Annotated in this window: 13 protein-coding genes and 1 pseudogene; 3 read left to right on the top strand and 11 right to left on the bottom strand. The window is 72.5% G+C overall.

Annotated elements, in window-relative coordinates:
- Positions 1-10: 10 nt before the first annotated feature.
- The 4 genes from rnhB to P3H78_RS06685 form a co-directional block, all read right to left on the bottom strand.
- On the bottom strand, positions 11-712 hold the full coding sequence (rnhB, locus tag P3H78_RS06700) for a ribonuclease HII (protein ID WP_276107878.1): 702 nt from the start codon (positions 710-712) through the stop codon (positions 11-13).
- A gap of 502 nt (positions 713-1,214) precedes the next feature.
- Positions 1,215-2,123, bottom strand: coding sequence for an ADP-ribosylglycohydrolase family protein (locus tag P3H78_RS06695; RefSeq protein ID WP_276107877.1), 909 nt, complete (start codon positions 2,121-2,123; stop codon positions 1,215-1,217).
- Between the two features lie 12 nt (positions 2,124-2,135).
- The gene (locus P3H78_RS06690) at positions 2,136-2,795 is read right to left on the bottom strand and encodes a histidine phosphatase family protein (RefSeq protein ID WP_276107876.1); all 660 of its coding nucleotides are present in this window, start codon (positions 2,793-2,795) and stop codon (positions 2,136-2,138) included.
- Positions 2,796-2,931: 136 nt separating this feature from the next.
- Positions 2,932-3,537 carry a YdbC family protein gene (locus tag P3H78_RS06685; protein WP_276107875.1) on the bottom strand — a complete coding sequence of 202 codons (606 nt, stop codon included), beginning with the start codon at positions 3,535-3,537 and terminating at the stop codon, positions 2,932-2,934.
- A gap of 157 nt (positions 3,538-3,694) precedes the next feature.
- Here P3H78_RS06685 and P3H78_RS06680 point away from each other — a divergent pair, with 157 nt between their 5' ends.
- Positions 3,695-4,228 (top strand): TerD family protein, encoded by a 534-nt coding sequence (locus P3H78_RS06680; protein WP_276107874.1) that lies wholly within the window; start codon positions 3,695-3,697, stop codon positions 4,226-4,228.
- A 371-nt stretch (positions 4,229-4,599) separates the two neighbouring features.
- On the opposite strand, the gene P3H78_RS06675 is transcribed toward P3H78_RS06680, so the two are convergent.
- Positions 4,600-7,500, bottom strand: coding sequence for a vitamin B12-dependent ribonucleotide reductase (locus P3H78_RS06675; protein ID WP_276107873.1), 2,901 nt, complete (start codon positions 7,498-7,500; stop codon positions 4,600-4,602).
- A 162-nt stretch (positions 7,501-7,662) separates the two neighbouring features.
- Positions 7,663-8,220: a transcriptional regulator NrdR gene (nrdR, locus tag P3H78_RS06670; protein WP_276107872.1), complete on the bottom strand. Its 558-nt coding sequence runs from the start codon at positions 8,218-8,220 to the stop codon at positions 7,663-7,665.
- A 561-nt stretch (positions 8,221-8,781) separates the two neighbouring features.
- Between nrdR and lexA the strand changes: the two genes are divergently transcribed.
- Positions 8,782-9,561: a transcriptional repressor LexA gene (lexA, locus tag P3H78_RS06665; protein ID WP_276107871.1), complete on the top strand. Its 780-nt coding sequence runs from the start codon at positions 8,782-8,784 to the stop codon at positions 9,559-9,561.
- 204 nt (positions 9,562-9,765) lie between these two features.
- Here the strand turns inward: lexA and P3H78_RS06660 are convergent, their stop codons facing one another.
- From P3H78_RS06660 to P3H78_RS06645, 4 genes are all read right to left on the bottom strand, one after another.
- Positions 9,766-11,763 (bottom strand): ATP-dependent DNA helicase, encoded by a 1,998-nt coding sequence (locus P3H78_RS06660; RefSeq protein ID WP_276107870.1) that lies wholly within the window; start codon positions 11,761-11,763, stop codon positions 9,766-9,768.
- Between the two features lie 314 nt (positions 11,764-12,077).
- Entirely contained in the window at positions 12,078-12,893 is an 816-nt protein-coding gene (locus P3H78_RS06655) for a GNAT family N-acetyltransferase (protein WP_276107869.1), read from the bottom strand.
- 113 nt (positions 12,894-13,006) lie between these two features.
- On the bottom strand, positions 13,007-14,902 hold the full coding sequence (locus tag P3H78_RS06650; protein WP_438827926.1) for an IucA/IucC family protein: 1,896 nt from the start codon (positions 14,900-14,902) through the stop codon (positions 13,007-13,009).
- A gap of 5 nt (positions 14,903-14,907) precedes the next feature.
- Positions 14,908-16,605, bottom strand: a complete 1,698-nt coding sequence (locus P3H78_RS06645; protein WP_276107867.1) for a diaminobutyrate--2-oxoglutarate transaminase family protein — start codon at positions 16,603-16,605, stop codon at positions 14,908-14,910.
- Between the two features lie 444 nt (positions 16,606-17,049).
- Between P3H78_RS06645 and P3H78_RS06640 the strand changes: the two genes are divergently transcribed.
- On the top strand, positions 17,050-18,294 hold the full coding sequence (locus tag P3H78_RS06640) for a trypsin-like serine peptidase (protein WP_276107866.1): 1,245 nt from the start codon (positions 17,050-17,052) through the stop codon (positions 18,292-18,294).
- Positions 18,295-18,309: 15 nt separating this feature from the next.
- On the opposite strand, the pseudogene P3H78_RS06635 reads toward P3H78_RS06640, so the two are convergent.
- A pseudogene (locus P3H78_RS06635) lies at positions 18,310-18,484 on the bottom strand (IS5/IS1182 family transposase); the annotation flags it as partial.

Raw genomic sequence — 18,484 nt, 5'->3', positions numbered from 1 at the left:
AGTGGAACCGTCAGAAGTCGAAGCCGAGCTGACCCTCGATCTCCGGAACGCCTCCGTCCGGCCCCACGCGGACCTTCTTCAGGTGCCGCCACTGGGGCAGCCCATCAAGATACGCCCACGACAGCCGGTGGTACGGGGTGGGTCCCCGCTCCTCCAGCGCGGCCTTGTGCACGGGCGACGGATAGCCCGCATTGGCCGCAAACCCGAAGTCTGCATGGTCGACACCCAGTTCGGCCATCATTTTGTCGCGCTGGACCTTGGCTATCACCGAGGCCGCCGCGACCGCCACGCACGACCGGTCGCCCTTGATGACGGTGCGGACCGTCCAGGGAGCGCCCAGGTAGTCGTGCTTGCCGTCGAGGATGACCGCATCGGGCCGGGCCGGCAGCTGCTCCAGTGCGCGCACCGCGGCGAGCCGCAGCGCCGCGGTCATGCCCAGCGCGTCGATCTCCTCGGGAGAGGAGTGCCCGAGGGCGTACGCCGTGACCCACTTCTGGAGTTCGCCGGCGAGTTCGGTGCGCCGCCTGACGGTGAGCAGCTTGGAGTCGGTCAACCCGTCGGGCGGTCGACGCAGTCCGGTGACCGCCGCGCAGACGGTGACCGGGCCGGCCCAGGCGCCGCGCCCCACCTCGTCGACACCGGCAATGACCTTCGCTCCGGTCGTGGCCCGGAGGGAGCGCTCGACGGTGTGGGTGGGTGGTTCGTACGGCATGGCGTACTCAGCCTACGCCGCTCCGATCCGGCGGCGACACCCTGGTCGTCCTCGGCACCTCCACCGGCTTCCGGCCGGGCGCCGGAGTGCTCGCCGACGGCGGCGCCGACCGCCTTCACGCATCCGGCCGCCGGCTCGTCACCTCATTCACACCTGCACATCACGACCGGCGGATCGTCGCCCCGCACGCAGCGACCGAGGCGCGTTCGACCTCGGCGGCGAGCCGCTCGAGGCGCCCTCGGCGCCACCCAACCGACCCATACATCAGAGAAATCGAGCAGGTCACTCTCGGGGAGGAATCCAGGCATGACCGGCGCCCACCCGGGAGCGCCCTTCGAGGCCCGAATCGAGCACCACCATGTGCCAACGCACATACGCAAGAGTGCTGGAGTCGCAGGACGGGCTCACCCCTCGCTCGTCGATCCGGCAACACGACGCCGGGAGAACCGACATGACAGCAAGTCACCTCACCGGCCGGCCGTCAGGCGCGGCGGCCGTCGACTCACGGCGCGGTCGGGACCCACTCCGGCAGCAGCTCCGTCCGCCCCACCCAGTCACCGGGCGGGGTGCCCGCCTTGCCCGCGGCGAGCACGCCGCCGACGATCGCACAGGTGGTGTCGACGTCCCCGCCGACCTGCGCCGTCGTCCAGAAGGCCTCCTCGTAGTCCCCGAGGGCCCGCGCGGCCGACCAGAGGGCGAAGGGCACGGTGTCGTGGGCGGTCGTGCGCCGCCCGCAGCCGAGGACGGCCGCGACGGTGCCCGCGTCGGCGTAGTCGAGCATGTCCCTGGCACGCCGCAGCCCGGCGCCGACGGCGCTTCTCGACGGTACGAGGGCGATGACCCCGTCGAGCAGCGCACCGGCGCTCGGCGGACCGCCCGGAGCTGCGGCGAGGGCGGCGGCCGCGGCGACGGCCATGGCCCCCATGACGGCCTCGCGGTGCTGGTGGGTGGGGTAGGCGGAGATCTCGGCCTGGTGGGTGGCCTGCTCGGGGTCGTCGGCGTACCAGGCGCCCAGCGGGGCGATGCGCATCGCGGCGCCGTTGCCCCAGGAGCCCTGGCCCTTGAAGAGGCCGGCGGCGAGCTCCCGCCAGTCGCCGCCCTCGCGGACGAGGCGGAGCAGGCGGTTGACGGCGGGGCCGTAGCCGCGGTCGAAGTCGTGGTTCGTGGCGAAGGACAGCGCGAGGGCGTCCTGGTCGATGCGGTGGTGGGAGGCGAGGACGGCGACGACGGAGCCGGCCATCTCCGTGTCGTCGGTCCACTGCCATGTGCCGGGCGGCAGCTCGCGGCGCTTGAGCAGCGGGTAGTTCACCGGGACGAAGAACTGCGAGCCCAGCGCGTCCCCCACCGCGAGACCGCGCAGGCTGGCCAGGGCGCGCTCCAGGCGCTCCACAGAAGAGGAATCAGGGGTCATCGCTCTGCCACTCTATCCAGTGATCCCGTACGGTTCGGGCTGCCGCCAGCGCTCGAACGGCCGGTCGAGGCCGTACTTGCCGTCGTCTCCGAGAACGAGCATCCGCATCTCCGCGTTCCCGGGGTTCGACAGGCACTCGAAGTCGGCGACCGTCCAGTGGAACCAGCGCATGCAGAACAGCCGCATGGCCAGGCCGTGCGTCACCAGGAGCACGTTGGGCGGGTGGTCGGGGGCCTCGAAGCTGCGGTAGAGGCTCTCCAGGAAGCCGCCGACGCGGTCGTACACGTCGGCCCCGGACTCCCCCTGGGCGAAGCGGTAGAAGAAGTGGCCGTAGGCGTCCCGGTAGGCCTTCTGCAGCCGGACGTCGTCGCGGTCCTGCCAGTTCCCCCAGTCCTGCTCGCGCAGCCGGGGCTCCTCGCGGACCCGTATGAGCTCGGGGTCGAGGTGGAAGGCGCGGAGGGTGTCGTGGGTGCGTCGGTACGGGGAGACGTACACGCTGACGCGCTCCCTGCCGAAGATCTCGCGCAGCTCCTTGCCGGTCTCCGTGGCCTGGCGACGGCCGCGCTCGGTGAGGGCCAGTGCGTGATCGGGTTCGCGCTCGTACACGGTGTCATCAACATTGCCCGTTGACTCGCCGTGCCGGACAAGGACGATGCGCCGTGGTCGTGCCATGCCAGAACACTAGATCGGGCGACCGCGGATCGAAGACTCGAAGCGGTTCCGTACGGCGTACGTCACACGGATCGTGCACCGCGCGCCACACAGCGCACACCCTCGCGCCCCCGTGGCGCACCACGACGCGCGGCGGTCAGACGGTCCAGCCCGGTTCGAGTGCGACGACGTCGCCCGTTATGTGCGCGACGTCGGCCTCCGTCTGGGCGCGCAACGCCAGTCGCTCCACGCGTTCGGTGCGGTACTTTCCGTGTTCGGCGGACGACTTCCACATCGACATCACCAGGAACTCGCTGCCCGGGGCCTCGCCGAACAGGCCGCGGACCATGCCGGGCGAGCCCGCCATCGCCGGGTTCCAGACCTTCTCCTGCATCAGCGTGAAGTGCTCGGCCCGCTCCTCGTGGACGCGACAGAGAGCCACCCGGAGCAGGTCGGCGTCGGTGAAGCGGGGTTCGAAGCCGGTCTTCACGTCGAAACGATGGTCGAAGAGCCTGACCTGCGCGTCCTTGAACGTGCCCGCCTGCGCGACCGCCAGGCGGTCATGGGAGCGGGCCATGAAGGAGTCGTAGAAGGCACGGCTCTCCCAGAAGGTGACGGTGTGCGCCACCTGCGGCCGCATCCGGCTCCAGCCGCCGCCCTGCCCCCGAAACCCCGGCTCCCCCAGAAGCCCCGCCCATTTCCGCTGCCCCCGTTCGAAGCCGCGGCGGTCCACCACGGTGCAGCGAGTCCACTTGACCAGCACCGCGCCATCGTAAGGCCAGGGACCGTGGCGTTGGTCACTCTCGCGGGGACAGCGCCCGCGCAGGTGACCCCGTGTACGTGGCACGATGGACAACAAGCCCCTGATGCCGGGCAGTTGGGGCAGGGGGAGGCACGGCGACCGCAGGAGGGGGAGTCTGGTGAGCGGGCTCAGCAAGGGGATCCGCAAGGCTGAAGTGGCTCTGAAGTGGGATCCGAGTCCGGCGGGACAGCCGCCGACGGATCTGGACATCGTCGCCGCCACGTACGCGGTCGACGACCCGCACGGTCCGCCCGCGTACGTGGTCCACTTCGACAGCCGCTCCCCCGATGGGACGATCTATCTCAACCGCGACAGCCAGGACGGCCGGGGCTTCGGCTGGGACGAGATCATGACGCTGGAGCTGGACCGGCTCTCCGAGCGGTACGCGCGCGTGGTGGTCGGCGTCGTGATCCAGCAGGGCGCGGGACACCGCACCTTCGTCAACGTGCTCGGTCCCGGGCTGCGCATCCGCGAGGGGTACACGGTCCTGGCGGAGGACGACTTCGGCGGTGTGCTCGGGGCGACGGCGGCGGCCGTGGCGGAGTTCGCCCGCGACGAGTCGGGCACCTGGGCCTTCCGCCCCGGCCTGCACGGCTTCGACGGCGACCCGGAGACGTTCACCCGGGTCATGGGCAGCGTCCACCGGTCGTAGCGCGGACCGGGCAGCGGGGTCCGTACGCGCCCGGACACGCCGCGGCAGCGCGCACCAGGGGCGCCGGCCACGGCCTGCGCCCCACCCGCCCGGACGTTCGGCGGGGCGGGCGGCCCGGCGCCGGGCGGACGCGGTCGGGGAGGCGTCGGTCGGCTCACCTGCCGGGCTCGGCCTGCCGTGAGCCCGGGGTTCGCCGGGCGAGCGGTGCCGGGGGATGCGCGGATCCAGGAAGGCAGGCGGTTCCGCAGGTCCGGCCGGCAGGGAGGACGCCGGCCACGGGTCGGCGCCCCCGTGAACACCGAGGGCGGTGGACCCGATGGATCGGGGCCACCGCCCTGGTCAGGTGCTTCGCACCCGGGGGGTGTTCAGGGTCAGCTGCAGCCGCTGGTCGAGCCGCAGCCCTCGCAGATGTAGCAGGAGCCGGCCCGCTGCATCTTCGTGCCGCAGGAGAAGCAGAGCGGGGCGTCCGCCTGGATGCCCAGCTGCATCTCCACCAGCTCGGCGCTGGTGTGCGCCTGCTTCCGGACGGGCTCCGCGGGCGCGACGGGCTCGGCCTGCGGTGCGGCGACGGCCTTCAGGTCCGTCTGGCGCGGCGCCGACTGGGCGAGACCCTCGACGTCGAGCTCCTCCTCGATCGGCTCGTAGGAGCCGGTCTCCAGGTGACGCTGGCGCTCCTCGGCGGAGTGGATGCCGAGCGCGGAGCGCGTCTCGAAGGGCAGGAAGTCCAGCGCCAGGCGGCGGAAGATGTAGTCGACGATCGACTGCGCCATCCGCACGTCCGGGTCGTCCGTCATGCCGGCCGGCTCGAAGCGCATGTTGGTGAACTTGGAGACGTACGTCTCCAGCGGCACGCCGTACTGCAGGCCCACCGAGACGGCGATGGAGAAGGCGTCCATCATGCCCGCGAGGGTCGAGCCCTGCTTGGACATCTTCAGGAAGACCTCGCCGAGACCGTCGTCCGGGTAGGAGTTGGCGGTCATGTAGCCCTCGGCACCGCCGACGGTGAAGGAGGTGGTGATGCCGGGACGACCCTTCGGGAGGCGCTTGCGGACCGGGCGGTACTCGACCACCTTCTCCACGGCCTCGCGGATCGTGGCCTCGGTCTTCGCGGTCACCTCGGCCTTCTCGTCCTCCTTCTTCTTGGCGGAGAGCGGCTGGCCGACCTTGCAGTTGTCCCGGTAGATCGCGAGCGCCTTGACGCCGAGCTTCCAGGCCTCGAAGTAGATCTCCTCGACCTCCTCGACGGTCGCCGACTCCGGCATGTTGACCGTCTTGGAGATGGCACCGGAGATCCACGGCTGGATCGCGGCCATCATGCGGACGTGGCCCATCGGGGAGATGGCACGCTCGCCCATGGCGCAGTCGAACACCTCGTAGTGCTCGGGCCTGAGGCCCGGGGCGTCGATCACATTGCCGTGGTCGGCGATGTGGGCGACGATCGCCTCGATCTGCTCCTCCTGGTAGCCCAGGCGGCGCAGGGCCTGCGGGACCGTGCCGTTGACGATCTGCATGGAACCGCCGCCGACGAGCTTCTTGAACTTGACCAGCGCCAGGTCCGGCTCGACACCGGTGGTGTCGCAGGACATCGCCAGGCCGATGGTGCCGGTCGGGGCGAGCACGGACGCCTGGGAGTTGCGGAATCCGTTCTTCTCACCGAGGCGCAGGACGTCCTGCCATGCCTCGGTGGCAGCGGCCCAGACGGGGGTGTCGAGGTCGTCCATGCGGACGGCCACGGCGTTGGCGTCGGAGTGCTGCTTCATCACGCGCTGGTGGGGCTGCGCGTTGCGGGCGTAGCCGTCGTACGGGCCGACGACCGCGGCCAGCTCGGCGGAGCGCTTGTACGCGGTGCCGGTCATCAGCGACGTGATCGCGGCGGCGAGGGCGCGGCCGCCGTCGGAGTCGTAGGCGTGGCCGGTCGCCATCAGCAGGGCGCCGAGGTTGGCGTAGCCGATGCCGAGCTGGCGGAAGGCGCGGGTGTTCTCGCCGATCTTCTCGGTCGGGAAGTCCGCGAAGCAGATCGAGATGTCCATCGCGGTGATGACCAGCTCGACGACCTTCGAGAAGCGCTCGACGTCGAAGGACTGGTTGCCCTTGCCGTCGTCCTTCAGGAACTTCATCAGGTTCAGCGAGGCGAGGTTGCAGGACGTGTTGTCCAGGTGCATGTACTCGCTGCAGGGGTTCGAGCCGTTGATCCGGCCGGACTCCGGGCAGGTGTGCCAGTGGTTGATGGTGTCGTCGTACTGGATGCCCGGGTCGGCGCAGGCCCAGGCCGCCTCGGCCATCTTGCGGAAGAGGGACTTGGCCTCGATCTCCTCGATGACCTCGCCGGTCATCCGCGCGCGCAGGCCGAACATGCCGTCCTGCTCCACGGCCTTCATGAACTCGTCGTTCACGCGGACGGAGTTGTTGGCGTTCTGGTACTGGACGGACGTGATGTCGTCGCCGCCCAGGTCCATGTCGAAGCCCGCGTCCCGCAGGGCGCGGATCTTCTTCTCCTCCGTCACCTTGGTCTCGATGAAGTCCTCCACGTCGGGGTGGTCGACGTCGAGGATGACCATCTTGGCGGCGCGGCGGGTGGCACCGCCGGACTTGATGGTGCCGGCGGAGGCGTCGGCGCCGCGCATGAAGGAGACCGGGCCGGAGGCGTTGCCGCCGGAGGACAGCAGTTCCTTGGAGGAGCGGATGCGGGAGAGGTTCAGGCCGGCGCCGGAGCCGCCCTTGAAGATCATTCCCTCTTCCTTGTACCAGTCGAGGATCGACTCCATGGAGTCGTCGACGGACAGGATGAAGCAGGCCGAGACCTGCTGCGGCTGCGGGGTGCCCACGTTGAACCACACGGGGCTGTTGAAGCTGAAGATCTGGTGCAGGAGGGCGTAGGCCAGCTCGTGCTCGAAGATCTCGGCGTCGGCGGGCGAGGCGAAGTACTTGTGGTCCTCGCCGGCCTTCCGGTAGGTCTTCACGATGCGGTCGATCAGCTGCTTCAGGCCGACCTCGCGCTGCGGGGTGCCGACGGCACCGCGGAAGTACTTGCTGGTGACGATGTTGACCGCGTTCACCGACCAGAAGTCGGGGAACTCGACGCCGCGCTGCTCGAAGTTGACCGAGCCGTCGCGCCAGTTGGTCATGACGACGTCACGGCGCTCCCAGCTCACCTCGTCGTACGGGTGTACGCCGGGGGTGGTGTGGACGCGCTCGATGTGCAGCCCCTTGTTCCCCGCCTTGCCGCCCTTGGCGCGGGAACCTCGTGCCGGACCGCTCGCCGTCTCTGTCATGCCGCCTCCCTGTACGGGCGTGAACGCCCTGAAGTGCCCCGATGTTCCGAGACACGGTGTTCTGTCTGGTGCTGCGGGCACCCCTGTCGATGTCGCCCGCAACCGGTCTTCCTCGCCGCCGGCCGGCCGGTCCGGACGCGTGGGTCCGGGCCGGTCCTCCGGTCAGTCGGCGGCGCCTGCCGGCACGGGGACCTCAGCCGTCCCTCCGTGCCCGCGGTCGTCCTCCTGGCTCCCCGCGACGGCGTCGTCACCGTCGTCCTCCGCGGCGGGGTGTCGCGTCCCGTCCCTGAGCTCCTCGATCGCGGCCTCGAAGTCCTCGAGCGAGTCGAACGCCCGGTAGACGGAGGCGAACCGCAGGAAGGCGACGAGGTCGAGCTCCTGCAAGGGGCCGAGTATGGCGAGCCCCACGTCGTGGGCGGCCACCTCGGCGCTTCCACTGCCCCGCACCGCCTCCTCGACCCGCTGGCCCAGCAGGGCGAGGGCGTCCTCGGTGACGGGGCGTCCCTGGCACGCCTTGCGCACGCCGTTGATGACCTTGGTGCGGCTGAAGGGCTCGGTGACTCCGGACCGCTTGACCACCATGAGCGAGCACGTCTCCACGGTCGTGAAGCGACGGGAGCAGTCGGGGCACTGGCGGCGCCGGCGGATCGACGTGCCGTCGTCGGTCGTACGACTGTCCACCACACGGCTGTCGGGGTGCCTGCAGAAGGGGCAGTGCATGGGCTCCAACCCTCCTCACAGCAGACTCAATAGCCCCGCCGGGCTCAGGAGCCCCGCGAAGCAGCCCCAAGCATAGGCGATCTCCGGCGACTCGAAGACCGGGGGGACCACAACTTGTGGGCGACTGTAGCCATCCAACCACTACATGTGGGGATTGGTGCATACATCGAGCTGAGAACGCGTGTCGCGTGGATGGACGCATCCGACAGGTGCCCGCCGCGTCGCGGACAACACGCGCGTGCGGCTCCGCGCCCGTGCGGCACTCACGGAGATACCGTGGGCGCCGCACGGAGGACGCGTGGGACTCCCGGGCAGACGGGAACCGGCAGCCTCTTGACGGAGCGCCGGGTGGCAGACTGGGGCGTCGCCCACGAGGCCGCCGCCCCGGCGGTGAAGGGTACAACAATGGGATCTTTTATCCGCCAGGTGCCGCGTTAGCGATACACCCAGACACATGATCAAGTCACTCGGTTCACGGTTTTTCACTCGAACGTGTGTTTGGCGCAACCTTTCGAAAGCATCTACCGTTGTGCAGCAGGGAGACCATCGAGAGGGGCCGACGTGACCACCACCGCAGACAGTGCCACCATCACTGCCCAGGACCGCTCCCAGGGCCGACTCGAGCCGGTGCATGCGATGAACGAAGCCATGAATCCCGAGGGGCACAAGCGCTCCCTGCCGGGCCGACCTCCAGGTATCCGGGCCGACAGTTCGGGACTCACCGATCGCCAGCGCCGGGTCATCGAGGTCATCCGCGACTCCGTCCAGCGGCGCGGCTACCCGCCGTCCATGCGGGAGATCGGCCAGGCGGTCGGCCTGTCCAGCACCTCGTCGGTCGCGCACCAGCTGATGGCACTGGAGCGCAAGGGCTTCCTGCGCCGCGACCCCCACCGCCCGCGTGCCTACGAGGTCCGCGGCTCCGACCAGGCCGCCACGCTGCAGCCCACGGACACCGTCGGCAAGCCCGCCGCGTCCTACGTCCCGCTCGTCGGCCGGATCGCCGCCGGTGGCCCGATCCTCGCCGAGGAGTCCGTCGAGGACGTCTTCCCCCTCCCCCGGCAGCTGGTCGGCGACGGCGAGCTGTTCGTGCTGAAGGTCGTCGGCGACTCCATGATCGAGGCCGCCATCTGCGACGGCGACTGGGTCACGGTCCGCCGCCAGCAGGTCGCGGAGAACGGCGACATCGTGGCCGCCATGATCGACGGCGAGGCCACCGTGAAGCGCTTCAAGCGCGAGGACGGCCATGTCTGGCTGCTCCCGCACAACGCGGCGTACGAGCCGATCCCCGGCGACGACGCGACCATCCTCGGCAAGGTGGTGGCCGTCCTGCGGCGCGTCTGAGCCCCTCGGCCGTGCGCCGCGGGCCAGGTGCCCCGGCGGTCGGCCGCTCCGCGCCGCGGGGCGTGCGGATCACGCGACGGTTGCGATCCGCCTCCCGACCGGGCCCCGGAACCCCTGCGCCGGTTCCGGGGTCCTGTGCTGTGCCGCATCATGCACAGGAAGCAGGACGGCTCGCGGGGGCCGTCATTCGTCACGCCCCCGCGGTCACGGGGCCGCCGTCTCCCCCGCGCCGTCCTCGGCCTGGCGTGCCACGGCGTCGATCGCGGTCAGCGACCTGCGCACCTGCTGACGGTCGGTGGTGTACCAGAAGTCCGGCAGGGACGCCTTCAGATAGCTGCCGTAGCGGGCGGTGGCCAGCCGCTGGTCCAGTACGGCGACCACGCCCCGGTCCCCCGACGCCCGCACGAGGCGACCGGCACCCTGCGCCATCAGCAGCGCCGCGTGGGTGGCGGCGACCGCCATGAAGCCGTTGCCGCCGGCGTCCTCGACGGCCTTCTGGCGGGCGCTCATCAGCGGGTCGTCCGGGCGCGGGAACGGGATCTTGTCCATGACGACCAGCTGGCAGCTGGGGCCGGGCACGTCCACGCCCTGCCAGAGGGACAGGGTGCCGAACAGGCACGTCCTGGGGTCGGCCGCGAAGTTCTTGATCAGCTCGCCCAGCGTCTCCTCTCCCTGGAGCAGGATCGGGAACTCGGGGATGCGGACGCGCAGGTCCTCAGCGGCGAGCTGGGCGGCCCGCATCGACGAGAAAAGGCCGAGAGTACGGCCGCCGGCGGCCTGGACCAGCTCGGTCAGCTCGTCGAGCATGTCCGCCCGGTCGCCGTCGCGCGCGGGACGGGCCAGGTGCTTGGCGACGTAGAGGATGCCCTGCCGGGGGTAGTCGAACGGCGAGCCGACGTCCACGCCCTTCCACTGCGGCACCTCGTCGCCCTGAGTGCCCTCGGGGGCGAGGCCGAGGGAGGCGCCGACGCCGTTGAAGTCGCCGCCGAGCTTGAGGGTGGCGGACGTGAGGACCACGGAGCGGTCCGTGAAGAGCTTCTCCCGCAGCAGCCCGGACACGGACATGGGGGCGACCCTCAGGGACGCGCCGAAGCGGTCGTGCCGCTCGTACCAGACGACGTCCCACTCGGAGCCGTTGGTGATGCGCTCCGCGACGTCGTGCACGGTCTCCACGGAGGCCAGGGCCTGCTTGCGGACGGCGTCCTCGTCCTGGACGGACTTGTCGCGGGTCGAACCGAGCGCCGAGATGACGTTGCGGGCGGCGTCCCGCAGGGCCAGCAGGGCGTAGCCGAGGTCCTCGGGGATCTCCTCCAGGCGGCCCGGCAGCGCGAGCTCCATCAGGCGCTCGAAGCCCTCGGCCGCGGTCTGCAACTGGTCGGCGACCTTCTCGTTCACCAGTTTCGCGGCGCGGCGCACCGCGCGGTTGACCTGGCCCGGCGTGAGCTCTCCGGTGGCGACCCCGGTGACCCGGGAGACCAGTTCGTGCGCCTCGTCCACGATCAGCACCTCGTGCTGCGGGAGGACGGGCGCGCCCTCGATGGCGTCGATCGCGAGCAGGGCGTGGTTGGTGACGACGACCTCGGCGAGCTTGGCCCGCTCGCGGGCGGTCTCGGCGAAGCACTCCGCACCGTACGCGCACTTGGAGGCGCCGAGGCACTCGCGCGAGGAGACGGAGACCTGTGCCCAGGCCCGGTCGGACACGCCGGGCGTGAGGTCGTCGCGGTCGCCGGACTCGGTCTCGTCGGACCAGTCGCGCAGACGCAGCAGGTCCTGGCCCAGCTTGCTGGTGGGCGCCGCGGCCTCGAACTGGTCGAAGAGCCCCTCCTCCTCGTCCTGCGGCATGCCCTCGTGCAGGCGGTGCAGGCACAGATAGTTCGACCGGCCCTTCAGCATCGCGAACTCGGGGCGGCGGCGCAGCAGCGGGTGCAGCGCCTCGACGGTGCGGGGCAGGTCCCGCTCCACGAGCTGGCGCTGCAGTGCGAGGGTCGCGGTCGCGACCACGACCCGGTCCCCGTGCGCGAGTGCCGGCACGAGGTAGCCGAGGGACTTTCCGGTGCCGGTGCCGGCCTGGACCAGCAGGTGGGAGCCGTCGTCGATGGCGTCCGCGACGGCTTGGGCCATGGTCACCTGGCCGGGGCGCTCCGTGCCGCCGACGGAGGTGACGGCGGCGTGCAGGAGCTCGGGGAGGGAGGGCTTCGTCATAGCGCGACCACCCTACGACCCGGCACTGACAGGTGGGTGGCCGAGGCGCGGACCGGGGCCGTGGGCGATCCGTTACGGTCCGGGGCCGGGCTGGAACGGTCCGAAGCGGTGCCGGAACGGTCCGGTGCCGGACGTGAGCCGTCGCGGGCCCGCAGAAACGCCCGGTGGTCGCCCAGGTGCGGTCCGGCGGCGGAAAGCGTCGCACCCTCCCCGGAGCACCGCATCGGCACGCCCCGCCGCACGTTCGCGCAAGCGCGGCACCGGTCCCGACGGCAGGACCGGCCGCGCCGGGGGGCTCCCCGCTCACCGCCCCGTCACAGCAGGTCGCGCAGGGGGCGGTCCCGGACCATGAGAGCTGCCCGCTTGGCGGGCAGGTCGATCTCCGTGGAGAAGCGGAAGCCGGCGGTCAGGAACGCGGCGACCGAGGGGGCGTTGCGCAGGTCGGGCTCCGCCACGACGCGGCCGCAGGCGGGGCGCCGGTCCAGGATGAGGTCGGCGACGGCCCGGAGCAGGGTGCGGCCGAGGCCGCGTCCGCGGTCGGCGACGCCGCCGAGCAGGAGGTGGACGCCGGTGTCGTGCGGGCGGGCGGGGTAGTGGCGGGCCAGGGGGTCGAGGTCCGCCCGGTAGATCTCCCAGTAGCTCATCGGAGTGTCCTCGAGCAGTCCGAGGCAGGGCACGCTGCGCCCGTCGCCGTCGAGCTGTGCCCGCAGATGGGCTTCGGTCACGCTCTCGGCCCCCGCGAGGTCCCAGAACTCCGCCACGGCGGGATCGTTCATCCACCGGTTGATCAGGGGCAGGTCCCGGTCGATGCGGACCGGGACCAGCTGGAAGGCGCCGGCCGGGGTGTCGACGGGGCCCCAGTCGCCGACGTCGTCGAGGAGGTCGTCACGGGACAGGCCGCCGGTCCGCGTCGTCTCGGTGAAGAGCGCGACGAAGTCCTCGGGCAGGCGCAGGTCGAGGGTGTCCTCGCTGTCGGAGTCCCGGGGGCCCGGCTCCGCGGTGCGGACGGTCGTGCGGGTCGTGCTCCGTACGGCTCCGGGAGTGCTGCCGCCGTGCACCGCGCCGGGGGCCGTACCGGGGGCGAGTCCCGGTGCAGAGGCGTGTCCGGCGGCGGAGTCGGTGGGAGGCATGACGCGCTTCTTTCGGGGAGACGGGATGAGGCGGGCCTCAGGGGTGGGCCCCGGGCGGGGTGAGCGCCCGCCGGCCGGGCACGGCACGGCCGCCCGGGACTCCGGTCGGGTGGTCAGGTGTGCAGCGGGTTGGTCAGGGTCACGTAGACGGACTGGGTGTCGACCGGGCCGACGAGTTCGTCGAGGCCGTGCAGCCGGGTCAGCAGGTTGGCCTTGCAGCGCAGGGACGGTGAGTCGAGCAGGAGTGCGGGCAGGCCGGAGCGGGTGCGGGACGGACCGGAGGCGGCGTCGCCGAGGAAGCTGCGGAACGCGGCGAGCAGCAGCCCCTCGTCGGCGAGGCCCTGGGAGCCGAAGGCGCCGACGAGTCCGCACACGTTGTTGAGGGCGAGGTAGTAGGCGAATCGTTCGTCCGTGACGTCGTCCGCCACGAACGTGTCGCTGTGCTCGCCGATGCCGGGCAGCAGGGCGTCCAGGTCCGCGCGCCGGGACGCGCGGAAGTAGTAGCCCTGGTTGTCGCGGTAGCGGCCGCCGGTGGGCCAGCCGTCGGCGTCCAGCAGGACCAGCGTGTTCTGCTGGTGGGCCTCCAGGGCGATGCCCGCCTCGCCGTCGAGCCACAGCACCGGGCGCACCACCTGGTCGAGGTAGCGCAGGAACCACTCGGCGGACACCGCGCCCCGGGGGCGGCCGGTGCGGGCGGCGAGCCCGGTGACCAGTTCGTCCAGCCGGGAGCGCAGCACCGGGGTGGAGGAGCCGGGGCGCGGCCGGGGCCGCGGGGCGACGAGCCCGGCGACGCAGGAGACGTCGTCGGCCGGGCCGAAGGGGTTGTGACGGATCATCACGTCCAGCCCGGGCAGCGGCGTCCCGTCCGGGGAGTCGACGGCGATCCAGGCCGGGTCGCGGACGACGTCGAAGCCGGGATGGGCCGCCCGCCACCGCGGCGAGAGCCCGGCGCGCAGCAGGCGGTGGACCTCGGCGCCGCGGTGGAGTTCCTTGCGGAGGTTCTCCCGGCGGGAGTTGGTGATGCGCAGGCCCAGCGACAGCTTCAGCATCGCGGCGGCACCGGTGCGGTGGACGGTGCGCACGGAGGAGGTGGGGTGCCAGTCGGGGCCCTCGGCGCCCAGGTCGCGCAGGAGTCCGGCGTCGAACAGGGCGGACACGTCGGGGCGGTGGCGTGTCTCGCGCATCTGCCAGGGGTGCAGCGGCAGGGCGACGCAGTCGTCGGGCAGCGCGAGCGACTCCCCGGCGAGCCGGGCGGTGAGCACTTCGGCGGGGACGGGCCGGCCGCGCTCGGTCCAGGCCGAGTCGGTGGCGAGCACCGAGCGGTGGACGGCGAGCCAGTGCAGCGGGAAGGACCCTCGCGACTCGGGTGAGAACCGGTCGGTCTCCTGCTCGGTCAGCCCCTCGCGGCTCTTCGGCGTCGGGTGCAGCGGGTGCCCGAGGAGCAGGGCCTGTTCGGCGGCGAGGAAGCGGTCGGCGACGTCGGTGGGGTGTGCCCTGCGGTCGGCGAGGAAGGCGGCGGTGCGGCGCACGGAGTCCGCGACCCGGGCGACCAGGTCGACGGCGTGGCCGCCGGTGCGGGGGCCTGCACCGGCCCCCGCACCGGCTTCCCGGGCGATGAGCGCGGCGACGGTGAGTGCGTCGGCCGCCGGTGCGTCCTCCGCGGTGCCGGCCAGGCGCGGCGGGCCGAAGCGGTGCCAGCCCGTCGCGGACCAGTGGCGGACCGGGGTCAGCAGGGCCGTGCCGGTGGAGGGGAAGGCCAGGCGGAGGGTGCCGTCGGCCGGGGCGGTGGTGCCCGTCTCGCGCACCCAGCAGCGCAGCAGGTTCTCCGTGGCGGCCGCCTGGGCGGCGGTGTGCGGGTCGGGGTGGTCCAGTGGGTCCGCGGGGTCGGCGGCCGGGGACGCGGCCGGGCGGTCCCACGGGTCCGTGTCCGGTGCTCCACCCCACTGGTGGGGGACCGTGTCGGTGGTGTTCCGGCTGCCGTGGGAGCGGCCGTCGTCGGGTGCGGGGATGGCGTTCACAGCAGGTCCTCGGTGGGTCGTGCGGGGTGTACGGGGGCTCCGGGCGTGCTGTCGTCGCGGGGTGGGCGCGGTGTCCTCCCGGCGGTCGGGCCCGGCCCCTCCGCGTCCCCCGCGCCGGCCTGTTCCCGCGTCTGCTCCCGTCCGGGCGTCCGCGCCCGCGCCCGGGCGGCCGGATGGCCCGGCGGCTGCCGGGGCGTCCGGGGCCGGTCCCGGACGCCCGCGCTCTCGTGCAGGTACCCGTCGCGGGCCACCGTCCCGATCGCGTCGGACAGCCGGTCGAGCACGGCGGCCGCCTGCTCGTCGCTGATCGTCAGGGGCGGCAGCAGGCGTACGACACCGCTGTGGCGTCCGCCGAGTTCGACGATGAGACCGCGGCGGAGGCACTCCCGCTGCACGGCGGCGGCGAGTTCGGGTGCCGCGGGCCGGGGCCCTCCCGCGCCGCCTCCGGCGGGGGCGTGCCCGCGGGCCCCGTCCGGGCTGGTGCCGGCGGGCTCGCCCTCCCGGACGCCGTCCGCGGCCTCCCCCGCTCTCGGCTCCGGCACGGCCGCCTCGGGGTCCACCAGCTCCACCCCGATCATCAGACCGCGCCCCCGCACCTCGCCCACGCACGCGAACTCGTCCGCGAGGCCCCGGAGCCGGGCCAGCATGCGGGCGCCCAGCGACGCGGCCCGCTCGGCGAGGCGGTTCTCGCGGACGTGGGCGAGCGTGGCGGTGCCCGCGGCCATGGCGAGCTGGTTCCCGCGGAACGTTCCGGCGTGGGCACCGGGGGCCCAGACGTCGAGGTCGTCCCGGTAGACGACGACGGCCAGCGGCAGGCTTCCGCCGATGGCCTTCGACAGCACCATCACGTCCGGTGTCACGCCGCTGTGCTCGACCGCCCAGAAGGTTCCGGTGCGGCCGACCCCGGTCTGGATCTCGTCGGCGATGAGCGGGACGGAGCGGTCCGCGGTGATCTGCCGCATGCGCCGCATCCAGTCGTCCGGTGCCGGGATCACCCCGCCCTCGCCCTGCACGGGTTCGAGGATCATCCCGGCCGGCAGGGGGACGCCGGACTTGGGGTCGTCCAGGACGGACTCGGTCCAGCGGGCGGCGAGTTCGGCGCCGCGCGCTCCTCCGACGCCGAAGGGGCAGCGGTAGTCCTGGGGGTAGGGCAGGCGGGCGACGCGGACGTCGCCGGCATGCCCGGAGGCGGACTGGGCGCCGTCCGTCATCCCGTGGTAGGCGCCGGTGAAGGCGACCATCGCGGTGCGGCCGGTGGCGGCCCGGACCAGCTTGAATGCGGCCTCCACCGCATCCGTCCCGGCGGGCCCGCAGAACTGCACCCGCGCCCGGTCGGCCAGTCCGGGCGGCAGGGTGCCGAACAGCTCGGTGACGAAGGCGTCCTTGACGGGGGTGGCGAGGTCGAGGGCGTGGAGCGGGGCGCCCGAGTCGAGGACCGCGCGGACCGCCTCCAGGACGACGGGGTGGTTGTGGCCGAGGGCGAGGGTCCCGGCGCCCGAGAGGCAGTCCAGGTAGCGCCGGCCGTCGGCGCCCTCGATGGTGAGCCCGCGGGCGCGGACCGGGACGATCGGCAGGGCACGCGCGTAGGTGCGCGCCGCCGACTCGCGCGCCGACTGGCGCCGCAGGATCCCCTCGTGGGCGGCGCGCGCCCCGGTGGACGCGGGCCCTCCGGGCGCAGACTCGGTCACGGTCACGCTTGCTGTCCTCCCGCTGTCCCCAGGCGTCCTCCTGGACCGACGAGGCGGCGTGCCGCCCCGGCGCGGGGGACCCGGACGCAGGCAGCAGGCACCCCACCCGCTACAACCGCGGATCGTCCCCCCGGTTACGGGTGGCTCGCGGATCCGTGCGCGCCGGGGCGCACCCGGGGCTTCAACAGCGCACCGCCCCGGCACCCTTGGCGCGAGCGCGCGACGGGAGGACCGCCGTGCACATGGCGCGCAGCGGCCGCCCGTTGCGGACGACGGCCAGGTCAGGCCGCTTGTAGCGGAACCGTTGCGATCCCGTCGGCGGGCCCGCGCGGCGACCGCATAATGTGTGGTGCCGTTCCTGCTCGCCGCGCGAACCGTCCGGGCCCGGCCCGGAATTGAGGGTCCGCGGCCGCACCGACGAGTTCGTCCACATCAGGGGGAGTCAGAAGCATGCGACTCATACGGCCGACCTTCACCGCGCGCCGAGAGGGAGGTGCGCGCCGCGCAGGCCTCCGGGTTCCGGCCGCCGTGGCGCTGGTCGCGGCACTGGCGCTCACCGCCACCGGCTGCAACTCCGGTGACGGCAAGGCGGACGGCCAGGCGTCCGCGACCGCAACCGCGACCGCCGGCGCTGCGGGCGCGAACGGCGACGGCAAGATCAGGATCCCGGAGGACGTGCGGCGCAGGCTCCAGGAGCACGGGATCGACATCGACAAGTGGAAGAACGGCGCCTGGAAGAACTGGAACAGGGACGAGTGGCTGCGCCAGGCCGACGACTTCATCAACCCGATCATCAAGGGGCTGTGGAACCCGGACCGGATGCGCCGGGCCAACGACCCCGACAAGGGCGTCACCGCCAACGACCTCTCGGGTGACAAGGGGGTCACGGACCCGGAGCCGGCGCCGGTGCGGGCGCGGGCCGTGCAGCCGACGTACCACGCCAACGCGGCGGCGTCGGGCAAGGTCTTCTTCGACTCCCCCGAGGGCACGATGGTCTGCTCGGCGACGGTGGTGGAGGACCCGGCCCACCCGGGCAGGTCCAACCTGGTCTGGACGGCGGGGCACTGCGTGCACGCCGGCAGGAAGGGCGGCTGGTACCGCAACATCGCCTTCGTCCCGTCGTACAACAACGCGGGCCGCAGCTCGGCCCAGCTGGAGAACGCCACGCGGGACCAGGTGGCCCCCTTCGGCGTGTGGTGGGGCGACTGGGCGCAGACCTCGCAGCAGTGGATCGAGCAGGGCGGTTCGACGGGCGGTCAGGGCGCGTCGTACGACTTCGCCGTCATCCACGTGACGCCGGAGAAGGGCGGCGACGGCAGGTCGCTGCAGGAGACGGTCGGCGGTGCGCTGCCGGTGGACTTCAACGCGCCCGCGGTGACGAAGGTGCAGAGCATCACCGCCACCGGCTACCCGGCGGCGGCCCCCTACGACGGCCAGCGGCTGTACCAGTGCCAGGACCGGCCGGGGCGGCTGTCGCTGGCCGACGCGGATCCGACGATGTACCGCATCGGCTGCTCCATGACCGGTGGTTCGTCCGGCGGCGGCTGGGTGGCCGCGGGGGCGGACGGCAAGCCGGCGCTGGTCTCCAACACCTCGATCGGCCCGGTGACCGCGGGCTGGCTCGCCGGTCCGCGGCTGGGCACGGTGGCCAAGGGCGTGTACGACTCGGTCAGCAGGAAGTTCGCCGGCCGCTAGGCCGTGTCCGCAAAGTCAGGGGAGCCAGAGTCGTAGGCAGGCGAGGGTGACCAGCGCCTGGTGGTGGCGGGCGCGTTTGTCGTAGCGGGTGGCCAGGGCCTTGTTGTGCTTGAGCCGGTTGAAGCAGCGTTCGACGACGTTGCGGCGACGGTAGGCCTTGCGGTTCAGGCGGCACCGGCTCTCGCCGCGT

This window comes from Streptomyces tropicalis (assembly GCF_029269835.1).
GTDB lineage: Bacteria > Actinomycetota > Actinomycetes > Streptomycetales > Streptomycetaceae > Streptomyces > Streptomyces tropicalis.
Note: the sequence above shows the minus strand (reverse complement) of the source record. Positions and strands in the feature narration are given on the sequence as shown.